This is a genomic window from Rhabdaerophilum sp., from assembly GCF_046092605.1.
Lineage (GTDB): Bacteria > Pseudomonadota > Alphaproteobacteria > Rhizobiales > Beijerinckiaceae > Rhabdaerophilum.
This window is the reverse complement of the sequence record NZ_JBJTDY010000103.1, coordinates 1-16,923: the sequence shown is the minus strand read 5'-3', so window position 1 is coordinate 16,923 and position 16,923 is coordinate 1. Positions and strand designations below refer to the sequence as shown.

General features: G+C 63.1%; 16 protein-coding genes and 1 pseudogene. 15 read left to right on the top strand and 2 right to left on the bottom strand.

All coding sequences use genetic code 11. The features are described from left to right. Positions 1 to 49: 49 nt before the first annotated feature. Entirely contained in the window at positions 50 to 685 is a 636-nt protein-coding gene (gene maiA / locus ACKODO_RS08260) for a maleylacetoacetate isomerase (protein WP_408982964.1), read from the bottom strand. 163 nt (positions 686 to 848) lie between these two features. On the opposite strand from maiA, the gene ACKODO_RS08255 reads away from it, so the two are divergent. The 15 genes and pseudogenes from ACKODO_RS08255 (at position 849) to ACKODO_RS08185 (ending at position 16,659) form a co-directional block, all read left to right on the top strand. Next, positions 849 to 1,895 (top strand): TRAP transporter substrate-binding protein, encoded by a 1,047-nt coding sequence (locus ACKODO_RS08255; RefSeq protein ID WP_408982963.1) that lies wholly within the window; start codon positions 849 to 851, stop codon positions 1,893 to 1,895. Positions 1,896 to 1,997: 102 nt separating this feature from the next. Continuing rightward, positions 1,998 to 2,510, top strand: coding sequence for a TRAP transporter small permease (locus ACKODO_RS08250; protein ID WP_408982962.1), 513 nt, complete (start codon positions 1,998 to 2,000; stop codon positions 2,508 to 2,510). Beyond that, on the top strand, positions 2,507 to 3,952 hold the full coding sequence (locus ACKODO_RS08245; protein ID WP_408982961.1) for a TRAP transporter large permease: 1,446 nt from the start codon (positions 2,507 to 2,509) through the stop codon (positions 3,950 to 3,952). The genes ACKODO_RS08250 and ACKODO_RS08245 overlap by 4 nt, the downstream gene beginning before the upstream one ends. Before the next feature lie 119 nt (positions 3,953 to 4,071). After that, positions 4,072 to 4,800 carry a FadR/GntR family transcriptional regulator gene (locus ACKODO_RS08240; protein WP_408982960.1) on the top strand — a complete coding sequence of 243 codons (729 nt, stop codon included), beginning with the start codon at positions 4,072 to 4,074 and terminating at the stop codon, positions 4,798 to 4,800. Beyond that, complete coding sequence (locus ACKODO_RS08235; RefSeq protein ID WP_408982959.1) at positions 4,797 to 5,342, top strand: TRAP transporter small permease; 546 nt, start codon at positions 4,797 to 4,799, stop codon at positions 5,340 to 5,342. Before ACKODO_RS08240 ends, ACKODO_RS08235 begins: the two co-directional genes overlap by 4 nt. After that, positions 5,339 to 6,679 (top strand): TRAP transporter large permease, encoded by a 1,341-nt coding sequence (locus ACKODO_RS08230; RefSeq protein ID WP_408982958.1) that lies wholly within the window; start codon positions 5,339 to 5,341, stop codon positions 6,677 to 6,679. Before ACKODO_RS08235 ends, ACKODO_RS08230 begins: the two co-directional genes overlap by 4 nt. A 41-nt stretch (positions 6,680 to 6,720) precedes the next feature. Next, positions 6,721 to 7,728 (top strand): TRAP transporter substrate-binding protein, encoded by a 1,008-nt coding sequence (locus ACKODO_RS08225; protein ID WP_408982957.1) that lies wholly within the window; start codon positions 6,721 to 6,723, stop codon positions 7,726 to 7,728. A 75-nt stretch (positions 7,729 to 7,803) separates the two neighbouring features. Further along, positions 7,804 to 8,925, top strand: a complete 1,122-nt coding sequence (locus ACKODO_RS08220; protein ID WP_408982956.1) for a mandelate racemase/muconate lactonizing enzyme family protein — start codon at positions 7,804 to 7,806, stop codon at positions 8,923 to 8,925. 4 nt (positions 8,926 to 8,929) lie between these two features. Next, a complete protein-coding gene (locus ACKODO_RS08215; protein WP_408982955.1) occupies positions 8,930 to 10,135 on the top strand; it encodes a mandelate racemase/muconate lactonizing enzyme family protein in 1,206 nt (401 codons plus the stop codon). 140 nt (positions 10,136 to 10,275) lie between these two features. Next, complete coding sequence (locus ACKODO_RS08210) at positions 10,276 to 11,283, top strand: sialic acid TRAP transporter substrate-binding protein SiaP (RefSeq protein ID WP_408982954.1); 1,008 nt, start codon at positions 10,276 to 10,278, stop codon at positions 11,281 to 11,283. A gap of 52 nt (positions 11,284 to 11,335) precedes the next feature. After that, the gene (locus ACKODO_RS08205) at positions 11,336 to 11,851 is read left to right on the top strand and encodes a TRAP transporter small permease (RefSeq protein WP_408982953.1); all 516 of its coding nucleotides are present in this window, start codon (positions 11,336 to 11,338) and stop codon (positions 11,849 to 11,851) included. Continuing rightward, a complete protein-coding gene (locus ACKODO_RS08200) occupies positions 11,848 to 13,146 on the top strand; it encodes a TRAP transporter large permease (RefSeq protein WP_408982952.1) in 1,299 nt (432 codons plus the stop codon). Before ACKODO_RS08205 ends, ACKODO_RS08200 begins: the two co-directional genes overlap by 4 nt. 121 nt (positions 13,147 to 13,267) lie before the next feature. After that, a pseudogene (locus ACKODO_RS08195) lies at positions 13,268 to 14,135 on the top strand (hypothetical protein). A gap of 194 nt (positions 14,136 to 14,329) precedes the next feature. Continuing rightward, positions 14,330 to 15,010 (top strand): hypothetical protein, encoded by a 681-nt coding sequence (locus tag ACKODO_RS08190; RefSeq protein ID WP_408982951.1) that lies wholly within the window; start codon positions 14,330 to 14,332, stop codon positions 15,008 to 15,010. 17 nt (positions 15,011 to 15,027) lie between these two features. Beyond that, on the top strand, positions 15,028 to 16,659 hold the full coding sequence (locus ACKODO_RS08185; protein WP_408982950.1) for a methyl-accepting chemotaxis protein: 1,632 nt from the start codon (positions 15,028 to 15,030) through the stop codon (positions 16,657 to 16,659). 148 nt (positions 16,660 to 16,807) lie between these two features. Here ACKODO_RS08185 and ACKODO_RS08180 read toward each other — a convergent pair. Continuing rightward, a partial coding sequence (locus ACKODO_RS08180) for an integrase core domain-containing protein (protein ID WP_408982965.1) occupies positions 16,808 to 16,923 on the bottom strand: 116 nt, incomplete at its 5' end.

Below are 16,923 nucleotides of genomic sequence, written 5' to 3'. Positions count from 1 at the left end.
TCGCCGGGGCTTGTCAATTGGCACCTCTCGCCACGAAGCTCAACGCGCCTCAGGCTTCGAAATCCGGCTGGTTCTGCGGTGCGGCACGCGCGAAGGCCGGCAGCGCCAATGCGGCGGCCTCCGCCTCGAGCAGACGCGGATCGGCGCTCACATCCACCTTGAAGCGCCGCGCATTGCCCAGCTGCGGCACGAGGCAGAGATCCGCGAGGGTCGGCCGATCGCCGAAGACGAACGGCCCGGCTTCTGAGCGCGCCAGCGTTTCGCAGGCGGCGAGCCCCTCGCGATTGACCCAGGCGGCCCAAACCTCGACGCCCGAATCATCCTGCCCCAGGCTGCGCAAGCGATTCAGCACCTTCAGGTTCTGCACCGGATGAATGTCGCAGGCGATGGCCAGCGCGAAGGCCAGAATACGGGCCCGGCGGGTGGCATTGCCCGGCCGCAGCGGCGGATCGGGGAAGGTCTCGTCGAGCCACTCGATGACGGCCAGCGACTGCGTGAGCACGGTCCCGTCATCGAGCTCGAAGGCAGGCACCAGGCCCTGCGGATTGAGGTGGAGGAATTCCGGCGCGTTCTGCGCATTGTGGCGCAGGTGATGGAACACGTGTTCGGCGCTCAAGCCCTTGAGATTGAGTGCGATTCGCACCCGGAATGCCGCCGATGAACGGAAATAGCCATGAAGCCGCATCAAACCACCTTTGCAATCCTGCAATTTGCCGCGCATCTCATTCGCCACAAGGCAAGTTCTTCGCCCGAACGCACTGGCGCGTCGCTTTCCCAGGCCCTATACCTCATATGATCCGGCCCCGAAAAGCGAGCGATGTCGAGGGCCGAACCTGGGAGGATTGTCCATGAAGCTCACTCGGCGCGGTTTCGGCCTCGGCGCGGCGACCCTGATCGCCAGCCCGGCCATCGTCACTTCGGCCCGCGCGCAGGCCGTCACCTTGCGCATGCATCATTTTCTGCCGCCGCTTTCGAATGCGCACAGCAAGCTGCTGGCGCCCTGGGCGAAGAAGGTGGAGGCCGATAGCCAGGGCCAGCTGAAGATCGACATCTTCCCCAGCATGCAACTCGGCGGCACGCCGCCCCAGCTCTTCGATCAGGCGCGCGACGGCGTGGCCGACATCATCTGGACCCTGCCGGGCAACACGCCGGGTCGCTTCCCGCGGACGGAAGTGTTCGAGCTGCCTTTCATCGCCGCGAACCGCGCCATCGTGAATGCACGCGCCGCCAACGAATTCACCGGCAAGCACCTGATGGAGGAAACCAGGGAAGTGAAGCTTCTCGCCTTCTGGGCGCATGATGCCGGGGTGATCCATGCCAACAGGCAGGTCCGCACCATGGATGACCTGAAGGGCCTGAAGCTGCGCAACCCCACCCGTCTCGCGGGTGAGGCGCTGAAGGCTCTGGGCGCGACCTCGGTCGGCATGCCGGTTCCGCAGGTGCCCGAGAGTCTTGCGCAGAAGGTCATCGATGGCGCGGTCATCCCGTGGGAAGTCGTGCCGGCGGTGAAAGTGCACGAGCTTACCCGCTTCCACACGGAGATTCCGGGCTCCCCGACGCTCTACACCGCGACCTTCTTCCTTGCGATGAACCGGGCGAAATATGATAGCCTTTCGGCTGATCTCCGCGCGGTCCTCGACAAGAATCTCGGCATGGTCTTCGCCGACATGGCGGGCAACATGTGGGACAGCGAGGCCAAGACCATCTCCAACGTCGTCCGCAGCCGCGGCAACACCATCACCGTCATCTCCGAAGAGGAAAAGGACAGGTGGATCAAGGCCACCGAGCCCGTTCACGCGGCCTGGATCGAGCAGATGAAGGCCAGGAACATTGATGGCGCCGCCCTGATCGCGGAGGTGAAATCGCTGATCGCAAAGTTCGAGAAAATGGCCTGATGATCTTTGCAGGTTAACAAGATCATGGCCCGGCAGCCCTTGTGCCTGCCGGGCCGTCCTGCTTCTGAAACCGCCTCCTCCCCCCGATGGCCGAACGTTTCCATGTCCGATGATCCGACCGCGCCCGGAACGCTCTGGCAGGCCCAGCCGGCGATCGATCGTGCGATCGGCTGGGTCGCGATCAGCGGCGGATTGCTCGCACTCGGCGTGGCAGCGCTTGTCAGCATCAGCGTGCTCGGCCGCTGGCTTTTCTCGAGCCCGATCGAGGGCGATTTCGAATTCGTGAAAATGGCGACCGCGCTCGCGGTCTTCTGCTGCCTGCCGTATACGCAGGTGCAGCGCGGGAACATCATGGTCGACAGCCTGACAACCCGCCTGCCCGCGCGAGGGCGCGCGCTGCTCGATGCCCTTTGGGATCTGGTCTATGCCGGTGTCGCGGCCTTGATGGCGCATGGCCTTGCGACCGGCGCGCTCGAAGCGCTGAACAGCCGCGAGACGACCATGCAGCTGCAATTGCTGGTCTGGCCGGCCATCTTCCTCTGCGCGTTGCTCGCATTGCTGCTCGTTCTTTCCGCGCTGATCTCGGCTGCGCGCCTTATCCGGAGCGGGACATGACCAGCCTGCAGATCGCCCTTGCGGGCTTTGCCGCAATGCTCGCGCTGATGGCGCTGCGCATGCCCGTCGGCCTCTCGATGCTCGTTGTCGGGGGGGTTGGCTATTCGATGCTCAATGGCGTGGGGCCGTTCCTCGCTTACATGAAGACCAACACTTATCACCAGTTCTCGAACTACACGCTGTCGGTCATTCCGCTCTTCATCCTCATGGGCGCGCTGGCCGAGCGCGCCGGCATCGCTCGGGCCCTGTTCAAGGCAGCCGAGCGCGGCTTTGGGCAGACTCGCGGCGGCCTCGGCATGGCGGTGATCGGCGCCTGCACGGCTTTCGGGGCGATCTGCGGTTCCTCGGTCGCGACGACCGCGACCTTCGGGCGTGCCGCGCTGCCGGAACTGCGCCGCTACCGTTATAATGGCGGGTTCGCGACCGGCACGATTGCGGTGGGCGGCACTTTGGGTATCCTCATCCCACCCTCGGTGATCCTCGTGGTCTATGCGATCACCACCGAGCAGAACATCGCGAAGCTGTTCCAGGCCGCGCTGATACCCGGTTTGATGGCGGCGTTGTTCTATTGCATCGTCATCGCGCTGGTGGTGCGGCGGAACCCCGACCTCGCGCCCGTTATGCCTGCGCCCGAGGAGTTGCCGCCGGCCCGCCGGCCCGTCTGGCTGCGCGCACTCGGCGCGCTGTTTGCGGCTCTCGTGCTCTATGTCGGCCTCACCGAAGCCCTGCCGAGCACGCTGGTGGTGGTTGGCCTGCTCGTGGCGCTGACGCTCGCCTTTGCGGAAATTTCCATCGTGCCGGCCCTTGTCATCGCGCTGATCGTGGTGGGCGGCATCTATGGTGGCGTCTTCACCCCCACGGAAGGCGCGGCGGTCGGCACGATCGCGATGCTCGCCGCAGGCTTGATGCAGCGCAGCCTCTCGCTCGTCGATATCCGCGAGGCCCTGCGGCAGACGGCCGTGACCTCCGGGATGATCTTCATCATCCTGCTCGGGGCGGAGGTGTTCGGAGCCTTCCTCGCGCTCTCGCGCCTGCCGACCGTTGCCGGGGAATGGGTCGGCGGGCTCGGCTATTCCCCCTATCTCGTGCTGATCGCGATGCTCGCCTTCTACATTCTGCTCGGCGCGGTGATGGACGAGCTCGCGATGATCCTGCTGACGCTGCCGGTTTTCTTCCCCATCGTCCAGGGGCTCGATTTCGGCATGTTCCAGGATGATGTGGCGATCTGGTTCGGCATTCTCGTGCTGATCGTTGTGGGCATTGGTCTCACGGCCCCGCCCATCGGGCTCAATGTGTTCGTGATCCATCAGATCGCGAAGGATGTGCCGCTCCTTGCGACCTATCGTGGCGTGCTGCCGTTTCTCGCAGCGGATCTCCTGCGATTGGGCCTCGTTCTGGTGTTCCCGACCCTGGCGCTCTGGCTGGTTCGTATCCTTTCCTGAGCGAATTCAGGAATTTGTGATATACCTTCGCTGCGCCGGCCAGAGCCGTCCAGAACTTCGGTTTCATGCCCGAAAATCGAGCTTGACGCGCTCATAGATCGTATCATACGATCATTGGCATGAGGAAAGTCACCAGCATTCACGCCGATTGCGTGGCGGCGATCGCCGGCTGGATCACGGGCGGAACCTATCCGCCCGGGACCACCCTGCCCATCGAGCCGGCTCTGTGCTCGGAGCTTGGCGTGAGCCGCACCGTGGTGCGCGAAGCCGTGAAGACCCTTGTGGCGAAGGGGCTCCTCACCACGGGGCCACGGGTCGGCACGCGTGTCCAGCCGAAATCGAGCTGGAACCTCTACGATCCGGATGTGATCGACTGGCGCTTCGCCGCCGGCGTGGACGAGGACCTGCTGCGCGACGTGATCGACCTGCGCCTCACCTTCGAGCCCGCGGGATGCGAATTCGCCGCGCGCCGCGCGACGTCGGATGACCTCGCGCGGATCGAGGCGGCCTATGCCGACATGGCGGCGGCGGTGGACGGGCAGGGCCGCTATTTCGTGGCGGATATCGACTTCCACACGAGCATTCTGGCGGCGGCGCACAACCAGTTCTTCGCGGCCTTGTCGCCGTTGATCACGGCGATCCTGAAAGTGTCAATCCGGCTTTCCGTGCGCAATCGTGACGGGGCGGCGGCCTCGCTGCCGCTTCATCGTGTGGTGGCGGACCGGATCGCGGCGCGCGACCCCGAGGGCGCGCGGCTTGGGATGCGGCGGCTCATTCTGGGGGCTCGCGAGGATATCGACCGAGGTGGGCCGGTCGATCCGGGATTCATTGCGGGGGTGGGGGGATGATGGCGCTGGAGCGGATGTTTTTCCGGGCGCTGGAGGCCCTGCTGGTCTTCCTTCTGGCCGGCATGGTGGTGATGGTCTTCGGCAATGTCATGCTGCGCTGGTTCGCGGATAGCGGCCTCACCTTCTCGGAGGAGATGAGCCGGTTCTTCTTCGTCTGGCTCACCTTTATCGGCGCCGTCGTGGTGATGCGCGAACATGCGCATCTGGGCGTGGATGCGCTGGTGCGGGTGCTTGGCCCGCGCGGGCGCTGGGTCTGCATGGTCCTGAGCGACATTCTCGTTCTCGGCTGCTGCGCGCTCTTTTTCTGGGGCACTTGGAAGCAGGCGCCGCTGAACTACACCAATCTCGCGCCGGTCACCGGCATCAACATGTTATGGGTGTTCGGCGTGGGGATTTTCACCTCCTTCGGCATTGGCCTGATGGTCGCGGCGCGGCTTGTCCGCGCGCTGACCGGCCGTTTGCGCCCCGGCGAGCTCGATCTCTTCGCAGGCGAAATGAGCGATGACGCCGCCGCCCATTCCCTCAAGGGGCGGCTCGAATGACCGTTATCGTTTTCCTTGTCTCGCTCTGCGGGGCGATGGCGCTGGGCATGCCTTGCGCCTTCGCGCTGATGGTCTGCGGCGTGGCCCTGATGGGCTGGATGGTCGCGATCGGCATCTATCCGGCCTTCGATGCGCAGGTCATCGCCCAGAAGATGCTGGATGGCGCGGACAGCTTCATCCTGCTCGCCATTCCCTTCTTCATGCTCGCCGGCGAGCTGATGAATGCCGGCGGTCTTTCGAAGCGCATCGTGAATTTCGCGCTGGCGCTGATTGGTCATCGCCATGGCGGCCTCGGCTATGTGGCGATCATCGCGGCGGTGATCATGGCCTCGCTCTCGGGCTCGGCGGCGGCCGATACGGCGGCGCTCGCCGCGATCCTCATCCCGATGATGCGCGATGCGGGCTACAACGTGCCCCGCTCGGCCGGCCTCATCGCCTCGGGCGGCATCATCGCGCCGGTCATCCCGCCTTCGATCGGCTTCGTGATCTTCGGAGTAGCGGCGAACGTTTCCATTCCGCAGCTCTTTCTCGCGGGCGTTTTCCCAGGCATCCTCATGGGCGCAAGCCTCGTCTTCGCCTGGTGGTGGGTGGCCCGGAAGGAAACGCTCAAGGCCTATCCCAGGCAAAGCTGGGGCGAGCGCTGGCAGGCCACGAAGGACGGCGCCTGGGCACTCGCCATGCCGGTCTTCATCCTCGGCTCGATCCGCTTCGGCTTCGCCACGCCGACCGAAGCGGCCGTGGTGGCAACCGTCTACGCGCTGTTCGTCGGCATGTTCATCTACAAGGAATTAAAGCCCAGCCAGCTCTACGGGCTGTTCCTGGCCGCAGCGAAAATGACCAGCATCATCATGTTCCTGGTGGCCGCGGCGCTGATTTCCTCTTGGCTTATCACGGCCGCCAACATTCCCGGAGAGATCGGCAAGATGCTGGAGGTCTTCACCGGCAACAAGATGCTGCTGATGTTCGTCCTGATGGTCCTGGTGCTTGTCGTGGGTACGGCGCTGGATTTCGCGCCCACTGTCCTCATCCTTACGCCGGTTCTCATGCCCATCGTGAAGCAGGCGGGTATTGATCCGATCTATTTCGGTGTGCTCTTCATCATGAACAACGCGATCGGCCTGATCACGCCGCCGGTCGGCATCGTGCTCAATGTGGTGGCCGGCGTGGCCAGGGTTTCAATGACGGATGTCATCCGCGGGATTCACCCGTTCCTCATCGCGCAGAGTATCGTATTGTTCTTGCTGGTGCTCTGGCCACCGCTCGTGATGGCACCCTTCCGGCTTCTGCAGGGGCGCATCGACTTCGTGCAATTTGTCCAGATGTTGCTGGGCTACTAACCCGCGGGCTCAAAGATCCGCGAATTCAAGGGAGGAAGACCATGATCAAGAAGACACTCCTCGCAGCAGTCGGGGCACTCGCCCTGATGACGGCTGGAGCGCAGGCTCAGTTCGCCGAACGCACCATCCGTGTCTCGAACGGCGTCAATGCGGAGCATCCGGTCGGCAACGGCATCAAGGTGATGACCGAGTGCCTGGCCAATAAATCCGGTGGCAAGATGAAGCTTCAGGCCTTCTGGGGCGGTGCGCTCGGCGGTGACCTGCAGGCGACACAGGCCTTGCGCTCGGGCACGCAGGAAATGGTGGTGACCTCGACCTCGCCGCTGATCGGCATCCTGCCCGATCTCGGCGTGTTCGACCTGCCGTTCCTTTTCGCCAACGAGAAGGAAGCCGATGGCATTCTTGATGGCGAACTCGGCAAGTATATTTCCGACAAGATGCCGGGCGTGGGCCTGATCAACCTCTCCTATTGGGAGAACGGCTTCCGCAACCTGACCAACTCGAAGAAGCCGGTGGAGAAGCCGGAGGATTTCGCGGGCCTCAAGGTTCGCGTGATGCAGAACAACATCTTCCTCGATACGTTCAAGACCGTGGGCGCGAACGCCATTCCCATGGCCTTCCAGGAAGTGTTCGCGGCACTGGAAACCAAGGCGATCGATGGGCAGGAAAACCCGTTTGTCACCATCGACACCTCGAAGTTCTACGAAGTGCAGCGCTTCCTCTCCGTGACGCGTCACGCCTATACGCCCTTCATGGTGCTCTATTCGAAGACGCTTTTCGATCGCCTCTCGGGCGAGGAGCAGAAGGCGCTCTTCGATTGTGCCGCCGAGGGCCAGAAGGAGCAGCGCAAGGTCTCGCGCGCGCTGGGCGAGCAGTCGCTCGCCAACCTGCAGAAGCAGGGCATGCGCATCAACCTGATCTCGCCGGAGCAGCAGGCCCGCATGCGTGAAGCCGTGAAGCCGGTTTACGAGCGTGCGAAGCCCGTGGTGGGCGCTGAGACCGTGGACAGGATGAACGCGGCGCTCGCCAAGATCCGTGGCACCAACTGAGTCCATCTTTTTTCTCGCAAGGGAGGTTCCGCACCGCAACGGCGCGGAGCTTCCATTCCGAGGGGTAGGCCTTCCATGCGCATTCGTTCCGTCGAACCGTTCATCCTGCACATTCCGGTGACCGGGGGCTCGATCTCCGACTCGACCCATCAGGTCAGCCATTGGGGCGTGGTCGGCTGCCGCATCGAGACCGAGGATGGCCTTTCGGGCTTCGGCTATGCCGGCACCCATGCCCATCTGCCGTCCGATCGGCTCATCACATCCTGCATCCGCGATTGCTATGCGCCGCTGCTCATCGGCGAGGATGCAAGCGAAATCTCCCGCCTCTGGCTGAAACTGCTGCGCCATCCGCCACTGCAATGGGTGGGGCGCGCGGGAATCACGCATCTCGCGCTGGCGGCGGTGGATGTCTCGCTCTGGGATCTTAAGGCCAAGAAGGCAGGCCAACCGCTCTGGCACCTGCTCGGGGGGGCGACCAAGCCCCGGCTCGAAGCCTACAACACCGATATCGGCTGGCTGTCACTGAGCGTCCCTGCGATCATCGATGGTGCGAAGCGCGCCATCGAGGTCGATGGCTTCAAGCGCATCAAGGTGAAGGTCGGTCATGCCGATCCGATGGTGGATGTCGCCAGGCTCGAAGCGATCCGCGCGGCCATCGGCCCGAACATCACGCTTGCCATCGACGGCAATGGCAAGTGGGATCTGCCCACCTGCAAGCGCTTCTGCGCCAAGGCCGAGCCGCTCGATATCTTCTGGTTCGAGGAGCCGCTCTGGTATGATGATGTCGGCTCCCATGCCGAGCTCGCGCGTGCCACCTCCATTCCCGTGGCCTTGGGCGAGCAGCTCTACACGCTCGATGCCTTCCGCGCTTTCGTGCAGGCCGGGGCCCTGCATTGGGTGCAGCCGGATGTGACCCGCCTCGCCGGAATCACGGAGACCATTCAGGTCGCCGATCTCGCCCTCGCGCATCGCCTGCCGGTGGCGCCGCATGCCGGCGAGATGAGCCAGGTGCATGTCCAGCTCGCCTACTGGCACGAGGCGATCCCGGTGCTCGAATACATCCCGTGGATCAAGAATGCCTTCCTCGAACCCGCTGACGTGAAGGACGGGCATTTCCTCAAGCCGCAACAGCCCGGCGCCTCCAGCGAACCCTCGGCGGAAGCCTTCCGCCATTACTCCCGCCCGCTTTCGGATTGATTTCATGAAGATCACCGCGCTCGAAACCTTGCGCATCGAGGAATTCGGCAACATCATCTTCGTGCTGCTGCACACCGATGAAGGGCTTGTCGGCCTCGGCGAGACCTTCCTCGGGCCCAAGGCTGTTGAGGCCTATCTGCATGAGACCGTCGCGCCGAAGATCCTCGGCAAGGACCCGCTCCAGATCGAGCGCATCAATGCCGAACTGGCGGGCTACTATCTCGGCTGGCGCTCCGCCGGTGCCGAGACGCGCGGCAATTCCGCGATCGACATTGCCCTTTGGGATCTTTTCGGCAAGGCGCATGGCAAGCCGCTCTGCGACATGCTCGGCGGGCGATGCCGCGATTCCATCCGCGTCTACAACACCTGTGCGGGCTACAAGTACATCCGTGATGCGCGCGCCCAATCCGTGGCGAACTGGCATGTCGGCGCGCAGGGCGGGCCCTATGAGGATCTCGACGCCTTCCTGAACCGGGCAGATGAGCTCGCGCATTCCCTGCTGGAGCAGGGCATCACCGGCATGAAGATCTGGCCCTTCGACATTGCGGCCGAGCGGACCGGCGGGTGGGACATCACCGCAGAGGAGCTAAACCGCGCGCTCGAACCCTTCCGCCTCATCCGCAACGCCGTGGGCGACCGGATGAATATCATGGTGGAATTCCACTCGCTCTGGTCCTTGCCGATGGCGAAGAAGCTCGCGGAGCGCCTCGCGGAATTCGACACCTACTGGCACGAAGACCCCTTCCGGCTCGACAATATCCGCGACCTTGGCGAATATGCCGCCCATTCCAAGGCATGGGTCTGCGCCTCGGAGACCCTGTCCTACACCCATGCCTTCCGCGAATATCTCGAGACCGGCGCGGCCGGGGTGGTGATGCTCGATCTCTCCTGGTGCGGCGGTGTTTCGGAGGCAAGGAAGATCGCCGGCATGGCCGAAGCGTGGCATACGCCCGTGGCCCCGCATGATTGCACGGGCCCGGTGGTCTATGCGGCCTCCTGCCATTTCTCGCTTCATGCCCGCAACGCGCTCATCCAGGAAAGCGTGCGCGCTTTCTACACGGGCTGGTACAATGAACTCGCGACCGGGCTGCCGATCGTCAAGGACGGGAAAGTGACAGTCGATTTCACCAGACCCGGGCATGGAATCGCGCTCCTGCCGGATCTCGCGCGCCGGCCCGATGCGGTTTCGCGCCGTTCCTTCGCAGAATGACAATGGGCATTTGACAAACTAACCACATCGTACAATTCTGATCATCCCAAGGCAGGCCTTGCGCTTCAAGGCCGGGCTGTCAGGATAAGGGCGAGCCGCCGGCGAGAGCGGCCGTCGGGAATTCGAACCGGGAGGAACGCATGACGATGAAACTTGATCGCCGCACCCTGTTGCGGAATGCCGCGCTGGCTGGCGCGGCCGGCGCCGCCTTCGGTGCCGGCATGACGCCGGTTTTGGCGCAAGGCGTGACCCTGCGCCTTTCGGCACCCATGACACCGACGGACCAGCGCGCCGTGGCGATGACCGATATCTTCGGCCCGGCGGTGAAGGATTTCGCGACGCTTCAGCCGCACTGGAACGCCACGCTCTTCAAGCAGGGCACCGAGCTTGAGGCGATTGCCCGCGGCAACCTCGAAATGTCGATCACCTCGCCGCAGGAACTGGCGACTTTGATCCCCGGCTGGTCGATCTTCACCGCCGGCTACCTGCTGCGCGATGCCGAGCACCAGAAGAAGGTTTTCGCCGATCCCCTGATGAACGACCTGAAGAAGACCACCGAGGATCGTCTCGGCGTGAAGCTTCTCTCGGTCATGTATCTCGGTCGTCGCCAGGTGAACCTGCGCACCGACAAGGAGATCAAGACCCCGGCTGACATGGCCGGCATCAAGCTGCGCATGCCGAATACGGAAGCGTGGCTCTTCCTTGGCCAGGCGCTGGGCGCAAACCCGGTTCCGGTGGCCTTCACCGAAATCTACACGGCCTTGCAGAGTGGCGCGGTGGATGGGCAGGACAACCCCCTGCCGACCGTGCGCGATTCCAAGTTCTTCGAGGTGACGAAGCAGATCGTGCTCACGAGCCACCTCGTGGACCAGAACTACATCGCGCTGTCGAAGAAGGTGTGGGACCGCTTCACCCCGGCCCAGCAGGCGATCGTGCAGAAGGCGGCGGATGATGCTGCTGAAAGTGGCCGCAGGAAGCAGCTCGCGCTCGAGGCTGAACTCGAGGGCTTCTTCAAGGAGAAGGGTCTCAAGGTCTACACGCCGGATATCGACGCCTTCCGCAAGAAGGTGCAGGCCGATTACCTCGCCTCCAAATTCGCCAAGGATTGGCCGCCGGGCATGATCGACAAGATCAACGCCGTCAGGTGACAACGGGAGGCCGGCTTTGACCGGCCAACCGCCTTTCTTGGGGGGAGGCAGGATGTCCCGACTGGTGAAATTCGCCCGATCGGTCGCGCTGGACATTGCGGCCCTCATGCTGGGCGGGCTTTTCGTGGTCTTCCTCATCCAGATCGTGGCGCGCTACATCTTCAACGCGCCGGTATCCTGGACACTCGAGGCGTGTCTCACGCTCTGGCTCTGGCTGGTCTTCTGGGGCGGCGCCTTCGTGCTGACCGAGAAGGATCATGTCCGCTTCGACATCCTCTACGATTCCGTGCGCGCCCGCACGCGCCGGATTTTCGCGATCGTCTCGGCCGTGGCGATCGGTGGCGGCTTCCTCGCGGCCCTGCCGGCGACCTGGAGCTATATCGATTTCTACCAGATCAAGCGCAGCGCGGTTCTGGGCATCCGCCTTGATATCGTGTTCTCGATCTACGGCCTCTTCGCGGTGATGATGGTGCTGCGCTATTTCTGGCGCAGCGCCCTGCTCCTGCGCGGGGCAGATCCCCATGTGCTTGATGGCCGTGAGGCGCAGGACGGGCATCACGTTCAATGAGCTTCCCGCTTCTCAGCTGCCTTTCCGTCCTGATCTTGCTCGCGACGATCGGCGCGCCGATCCCCTATGCGATGATCATCTCGGCCATCGTCTATCTCGCGGTGAAGGGGCAGGATCTGGGTCTTGCGGCCGAGCAGATCATCCAGGGCCTCTATGACAGCTTCGTGATCCTCGCGATCCCGCTTTTCATCGTGGCGGCGAACTTCATGAATGCCGGCTCGATCTCGGATCGCCTCACCGCCTTCTGCCTGGCTCTGGTCGGGCGCCTGCGCGGCGGCCTCGGCCACGTGAATGTGGTGCTGAGCCTCATCTTCGCGGGCATGTCCGGCTCGGCGGTCGCCGATATCGTCGGCACCGGCAAGATGCAGATCGCGATGATGATCAAGGACAACCGCTACCCCCTGGGCTACGCGGCGGCGATCACGGCGGCGACCTCGGTGATCGGCCCGATCATCCCGCCCTCGATCCCGATGGTGCTTTATTCCATCGTTTCCGACGCCTCGATCGGCTATCTCTTTCTCGGTGGCGTCATCCCCGGCTTGATGATGACGGCGGTGATGATGGCGCTGAATTCCTACATGGCGCATCGGCTGAACGTGCCGCTCGAAGAGCCGGTGCCCTTGCGGGAGATTCCCCGGATCACCTTCCGGGCCTTCCCTGCGCTGCTGATGCCGATCATCCTGCTGGGCGGAATTTATGGCGGTGCCACCACGCCCACCGAGGCCGCAGCAATCGCGGCGGCTTATGCCTTCCTGGTGGCGGCCGTCTTCTACCGCGCGCTCAATTTCGCGACCGTGCGCGCGGTGATGCATGACAGCGTGCGTTCCAGCGCCTCCGTCGGCCTCATCATCGGCTCGGCGCTGATCTTCAACTACATCGTCGCAAGCGAGAACATTCCGGCACAAGTTTCGGAATTGATGAGGGGCGTGGAAGTTTCCCCGCTCATGTTCCTCCTGATGCTGAACGTGCTGTTCCTGGTTCTGGGCTGTTTTCTTGATGCCGCGACGATCATCCTCGTCATCCTCCCGGTCTTCATCCCCACGGTGAAGGCGCTCGGCATCGATCTCGTGCATTTCGGAATCGTCGCGGTGGTGAACTGCATGATCGGGCTCATCACGCCGCCCTATGGCGTGGTGCTCTTCGTGCTGAATGCCATCACGGGCATTCCGCTGAAAACGATCATCGAATCGATCTGGCCATGGCTGATCGTGCTCATCGCCACGCTGCTGGTGATGATCGTGTTCCCCGAAACCGTGCTCTGGCTACCCCGCCAGTTCGGCTATCAGGGAAGTTGATGCTGTGACCCCTCGTGCCGGGCGGATGAAGTGGCCCCTTGACCGGAGCGTTTTTCGAGCGGCCTGAATCGGCATGGGAATCCCTCGTCGCGTGCAATCTGATTCAAGATCCGTGCTGGTGATGGAGGTCAGCATGGATGGGTCAGCCATCTTTCGATGGATTCGCAGTCGCCGCTTCTTGCAGCGACGGACAACGGGTGATCTTGCTCCCAAACCTCATTGTGGCGACACGCGATCGCATCGCGTCGAGGTGCGGGGAGCGGAGATCCTCGCCCTGTGGGAGGCGCGCAAGGACATCTCTCCCGAGGAATTGCGTCAGGCACTGGCCGGGATGGGCCTATCCGTCTCCGTCGCCGGGCTCCACCGCTTCTTCGCGCGTCGGGGCATGACGCGCAAAAAAGACCGGCCACGCCATCGAGCAGGACCGTCCCGATATCCTGAAGCAGCGTCGCGACTGGTTTGATGGTCAGATCGATCTGGAGCCGGAACGCCTCGTGTTTATCGATGAGACGTGGACTGCGACCAACATGGCCCGCTCGCATGGCTGATGCCCGAGAGGCGAACGCCTGCGGATGGACTTCCCGCACGGTCACCGCAAGACCACGACATTGGTGGCTGGCCTGCGCATGACGGGCATGGTCACGCCGATGGTGCTGGATGGCCCGATCAACGGCGACTGGTTCGAGGCCGGCCGCAATCTCGGCGCTTCGCGGCTGCGGGTGCTGATCGAACTTGCGCTGCCGCAGGTCATGCAGACGCTGCTGGTCGCGTTCGTGTTCTACTTCGTGACGATGCTCTCGGTGCTGTCGGTGCCGCTGACGGTGTCGAGCTCGCAACCGACCATGCCGACCGTCGACATGGCCTTCCGCATCAACGCCTATGGCGACTATGCCACGGCCAATGCACTCGGCGTCATCACCTATCTGATCAGCGCGGGCGCCGCGATCCTGTATCTGCGGGGCGGCCTCTCGCAGGAGGCCCCGCGATGATCAGGGTCGCCGCTCCCGCCCGAATGGTGCTGGCCGCGAGCCTGAGCCGCCATAGCAGCCACGGTTTGCGCCATTCAATTCCATACGCTCCCAAGTGAACCGTCGCTTAAACAATCTGGTCCAATCTTGGGTCGTTGTCATATCCGGACAGATCTTGGCGGGGGAATGCGATGTCTCGACCGGTAAAGTTTCTCATGGTATCCTTGGCCGTTGCCGGGCTTCTCACGCTCGGTGTGCAGGCCGCACCCAGTCAGGGCGACGTCTCCAAGGAAATCAACCTCATCACCAATGCCGCCACGGCCGTGGTTGCCGGCCTGCAGGCCAAGATCAATGCCGGCACGCTGCCTGCCGAGGAGGCGGATGCGGGCAAGCTTCGGCAGGCCTTCCTCGAGCAGTTCCGCAAGCTCGCCAATGCGGATTTCCAACAGGCGCCTGACCCCAAGCTGGAAGAAATTCGCAAGGCCTTCGCGGAAGCCTTCGATGCGGTGACCGGCAGATACCGGTCCGACATGGTCAAAGGGGGGCAGGACGCCTTCGTGCCCGCCTTCTTCCGCGCGCAGCTGCTCGAGCTTTTCAACAAGCAGGCGAACGGCAAGTACCAGGCGATCGTCACGACGCGGCCAAGCGAACTGATCAATCGTGATTCCGCGCCGGACAAGATCATCGCGGACAAGGCCGTTCTCGATTTTGTCGCCGGCCTGCTCGACAAGGGCGAGATGGAGCCGAAATCGACCCAGATCGACCAGCGTCTTGTCAGCTATTGGCCGATGAGGATCGCTGAACCCTGCGCGACCTGCCACCTCAGAAACGGGCTGGAGCAGAAGGTCGGAGCTTTCGGCGGCGCGACAATCGTTGTCGTGGAGCCCAAATTTTGAACATCACGTGGGGCACAATGACGATCAAGCGGCGCTTCAACTGGACTTTCGCCGGGTTGATCCTCGCATTCCTTCTTGGGGGAATGGTGCTTTGGTCTATCCTCGCAGCCAACCAGCAGAGCTTTGCCTCGGCATCCGCTGCGCTCTCGAAGGCCGAGGGGTTCCGCACCCTCCTGACGGTGGTTCGTGAGTTCAAGGCCGCATCGCTGGCACAGGCCATTACCCGTCGGCGCCCCCAGGAAATACAAGCCCAGCAACTCCGCGAGAGGCTACTGAGCCTGCTGGAGGAAAAACGCCCGGTAGCGCCAGAGATGGTGGCGACCGTGACCCCACTGATTGCGGAATACACCAAGATCATGACGCTGATCTCGGACGAACTGGCCAGCACGAACCGAAATCGGGGCGTCAATCTCTATTCCAACGATGCCGCAAAGCGCGAACAGCATATCATCGAGCTGGTCGAGAAGATCGTGGCGGAGCAGGTCGCGAAGGCAGAAGGCGAGCTCGGCGCCCTGCAAGCCAGCCAGAACCTCATTGAGCTGATGCTGGTCATAGCCAGTATCGTGGTCTTGGGATCGTTTGTCTTCATCCTGATGGCTGTACGGAAGGTTCTGGCGGATTTCAGCCACATGGCTTCGGTGATGGAGAATATCGCCGCCGGGCAAACCGAGCGCGAGACCCCCTTTCTCGAACGCAAGGACGAGATCGGCGTCATGGCGCAGGCCCTGCAGGCTTTCCGGCAAGCCCAGATCGATCGCGAAGAACTCGAGCACAGCCTCACCGCCCAGGCCGAACAGCGAAGGCAGGCTTTCCTGTCCCATGTTTCCGGCCAGTTCGGCGAAAATGTCGATGGCATCGTCAACGACCTGAACCAGTCTTCGGGCCAGATCCTGAGCCTCGCCAACAACATGCAGGACCAGGTTACCCAATCCGCCCGGAAAATCGAGGATGTCGCCATCCTCTCCTCCGGCGCCCGTGAATCCTCGCAGGCCCTGACTGTGGTCGCCGAGACCATCGCGCAATCCGTCAACGACGTGACGGTCTCGATCGCGCAGAGCGAGGCCTTGACCGGCAATGTGGCAAAGGAAGCAACGGCTGCTCTTCAGCGCGCGGAAGCTCTCGCGGCGAATGCGCGGGCAATCCAGGGCTTCACCCAATCCATCAGCGCGATTGCGTCGCAGACCAACCTTCTTGCCCTCAATGCCACGATTGAAGCCGCCCGGGCAGGCGCGGCCGGACGCGGCTTCTCCGTTGTGGCCGGGGAAGTCAAGGCGCTAGCCTTGCAGACCGAGCAGGCGACGCGGGAAATCACGAGTCAGATCGGGCAGATCCTGCACGATACCACGGACCTTTTTTCCGCAATCGAGGCAATCGAGGGTGCGGTGAGTGCGCTTGATCGCCAGAACCAGTCGATCGCCGCGATTGTCTTGCGTCAACAGGAGACCAAGGCCCAGATCGCGCAATTCACATCCGGAACGGCCGGCCATTGTGACGAGGTCAATGCTCGCCTCTCCGAGATCACGAAAAATGTTGCCGAGACCGGCCGGGCCGCGCGGGCCATGCTGGCCGCTGCCGAAGCACTCGCCGGCGATTCCGAAAAGGTCGCGGCGGATGCCCGTGCCTTTGTTGCGGAAATCCAGGCTGCCTGATCGCCAAATCCCACGGGGACCACCGAAACAAGGCGGCTTGCCGATTTTTCGTCTGTCACATGAAAATCGGCTTGCTGCTGGCAGAGATGGCGACCGGAGCGGAACGCGTCCGGACGGAATCCGGATTCTCGCCCCGTGTTTTCGCCCCTTAAGTTTCGGACAGAGCCTCTCGATTTGAACGCTCGTTGATGAACTCGCGCGGAGAACGATATCCCAGCGCGCTGTGGGGATGAACCGTATTGTAATGCTCGAACCATTTCGGCA

What these genes read in the sequence shown, in the direction of transcription:
- maiA (WP_408982964.1), bottom strand. Translation starts at nt 685, where the DNA reads ATGCGGCTTCATGGCTATTTCCGTTCATCGGCGGCATTCCGGGTGCGA.
- ACKODO_RS08255 (WP_408982963.1), top strand. Translation starts at nt 849, where the DNA reads ATGAAGCTCACTCGGCGCGGTTTCGGCCTCGGCGCGGCGACCCTGATC.
- ACKODO_RS08250 (WP_408982962.1), top strand. Translation starts at nt 1,998, where the DNA reads ATGTCCGATGATCCGACCGCGCCCGGAACGCTCTGGCAGGCCCAGCCG.
- ACKODO_RS08245 (WP_408982961.1), top strand. Translation starts at nt 2,507, where the DNA reads ATGACCAGCCTGCAGATCGCCCTTGCGGGCTTTGCCGCAATGCTCGCG.
- ACKODO_RS08240 (WP_408982960.1), top strand. Translation starts at nt 4,072, where the DNA reads ATGAGGAAAGTCACCAGCATTCACGCCGATTGCGTGGCGGCGATCGCC.
- ACKODO_RS08235 (WP_408982959.1), top strand. Translation starts at nt 4,797, where the DNA reads ATGATGGCGCTGGAGCGGATGTTTTTCCGGGCGCTGGAGGCCCTGCTG.
- ACKODO_RS08230 (WP_408982958.1), top strand. Translation starts at nt 5,339, where the DNA reads ATGACCGTTATCGTTTTCCTTGTCTCGCTCTGCGGGGCGATGGCGCTG.
- ACKODO_RS08225 (WP_408982957.1), top strand. Translation starts at nt 6,721, where the DNA reads ATGATCAAGAAGACACTCCTCGCAGCAGTCGGGGCACTCGCCCTGATG.
- ACKODO_RS08220 (WP_408982956.1), top strand. Translation starts at nt 7,804, where the DNA reads ATGCGCATTCGTTCCGTCGAACCGTTCATCCTGCACATTCCGGTGACC.
- ACKODO_RS08215 (WP_408982955.1), top strand. Translation starts at nt 8,930, where the DNA reads ATGAAGATCACCGCGCTCGAAACCTTGCGCATCGAGGAATTCGGCAAC.
- ACKODO_RS08210 (WP_408982954.1), top strand. Translation starts at nt 10,276, where the DNA reads ATGACGATGAAACTTGATCGCCGCACCCTGTTGCGGAATGCCGCGCTG.
- ACKODO_RS08205 (WP_408982953.1), top strand. Translation starts at nt 11,336, where the DNA reads ATGTCCCGACTGGTGAAATTCGCCCGATCGGTCGCGCTGGACATTGCG.
- ACKODO_RS08200 (WP_408982952.1), top strand. Translation starts at nt 11,848, where the DNA reads ATGAGCTTCCCGCTTCTCAGCTGCCTTTCCGTCCTGATCTTGCTCGCG.
- ACKODO_RS08190 (WP_408982951.1), top strand. Translation starts at nt 14,330, where the DNA reads ATGGTATCCTTGGCCGTTGCCGGGCTTCTCACGCTCGGTGTGCAGGCC.
- ACKODO_RS08185 (WP_408982950.1), top strand. Translation starts at nt 15,028, where the DNA reads ATGACGATCAAGCGGCGCTTCAACTGGACTTTCGCCGGGTTGATCCTC.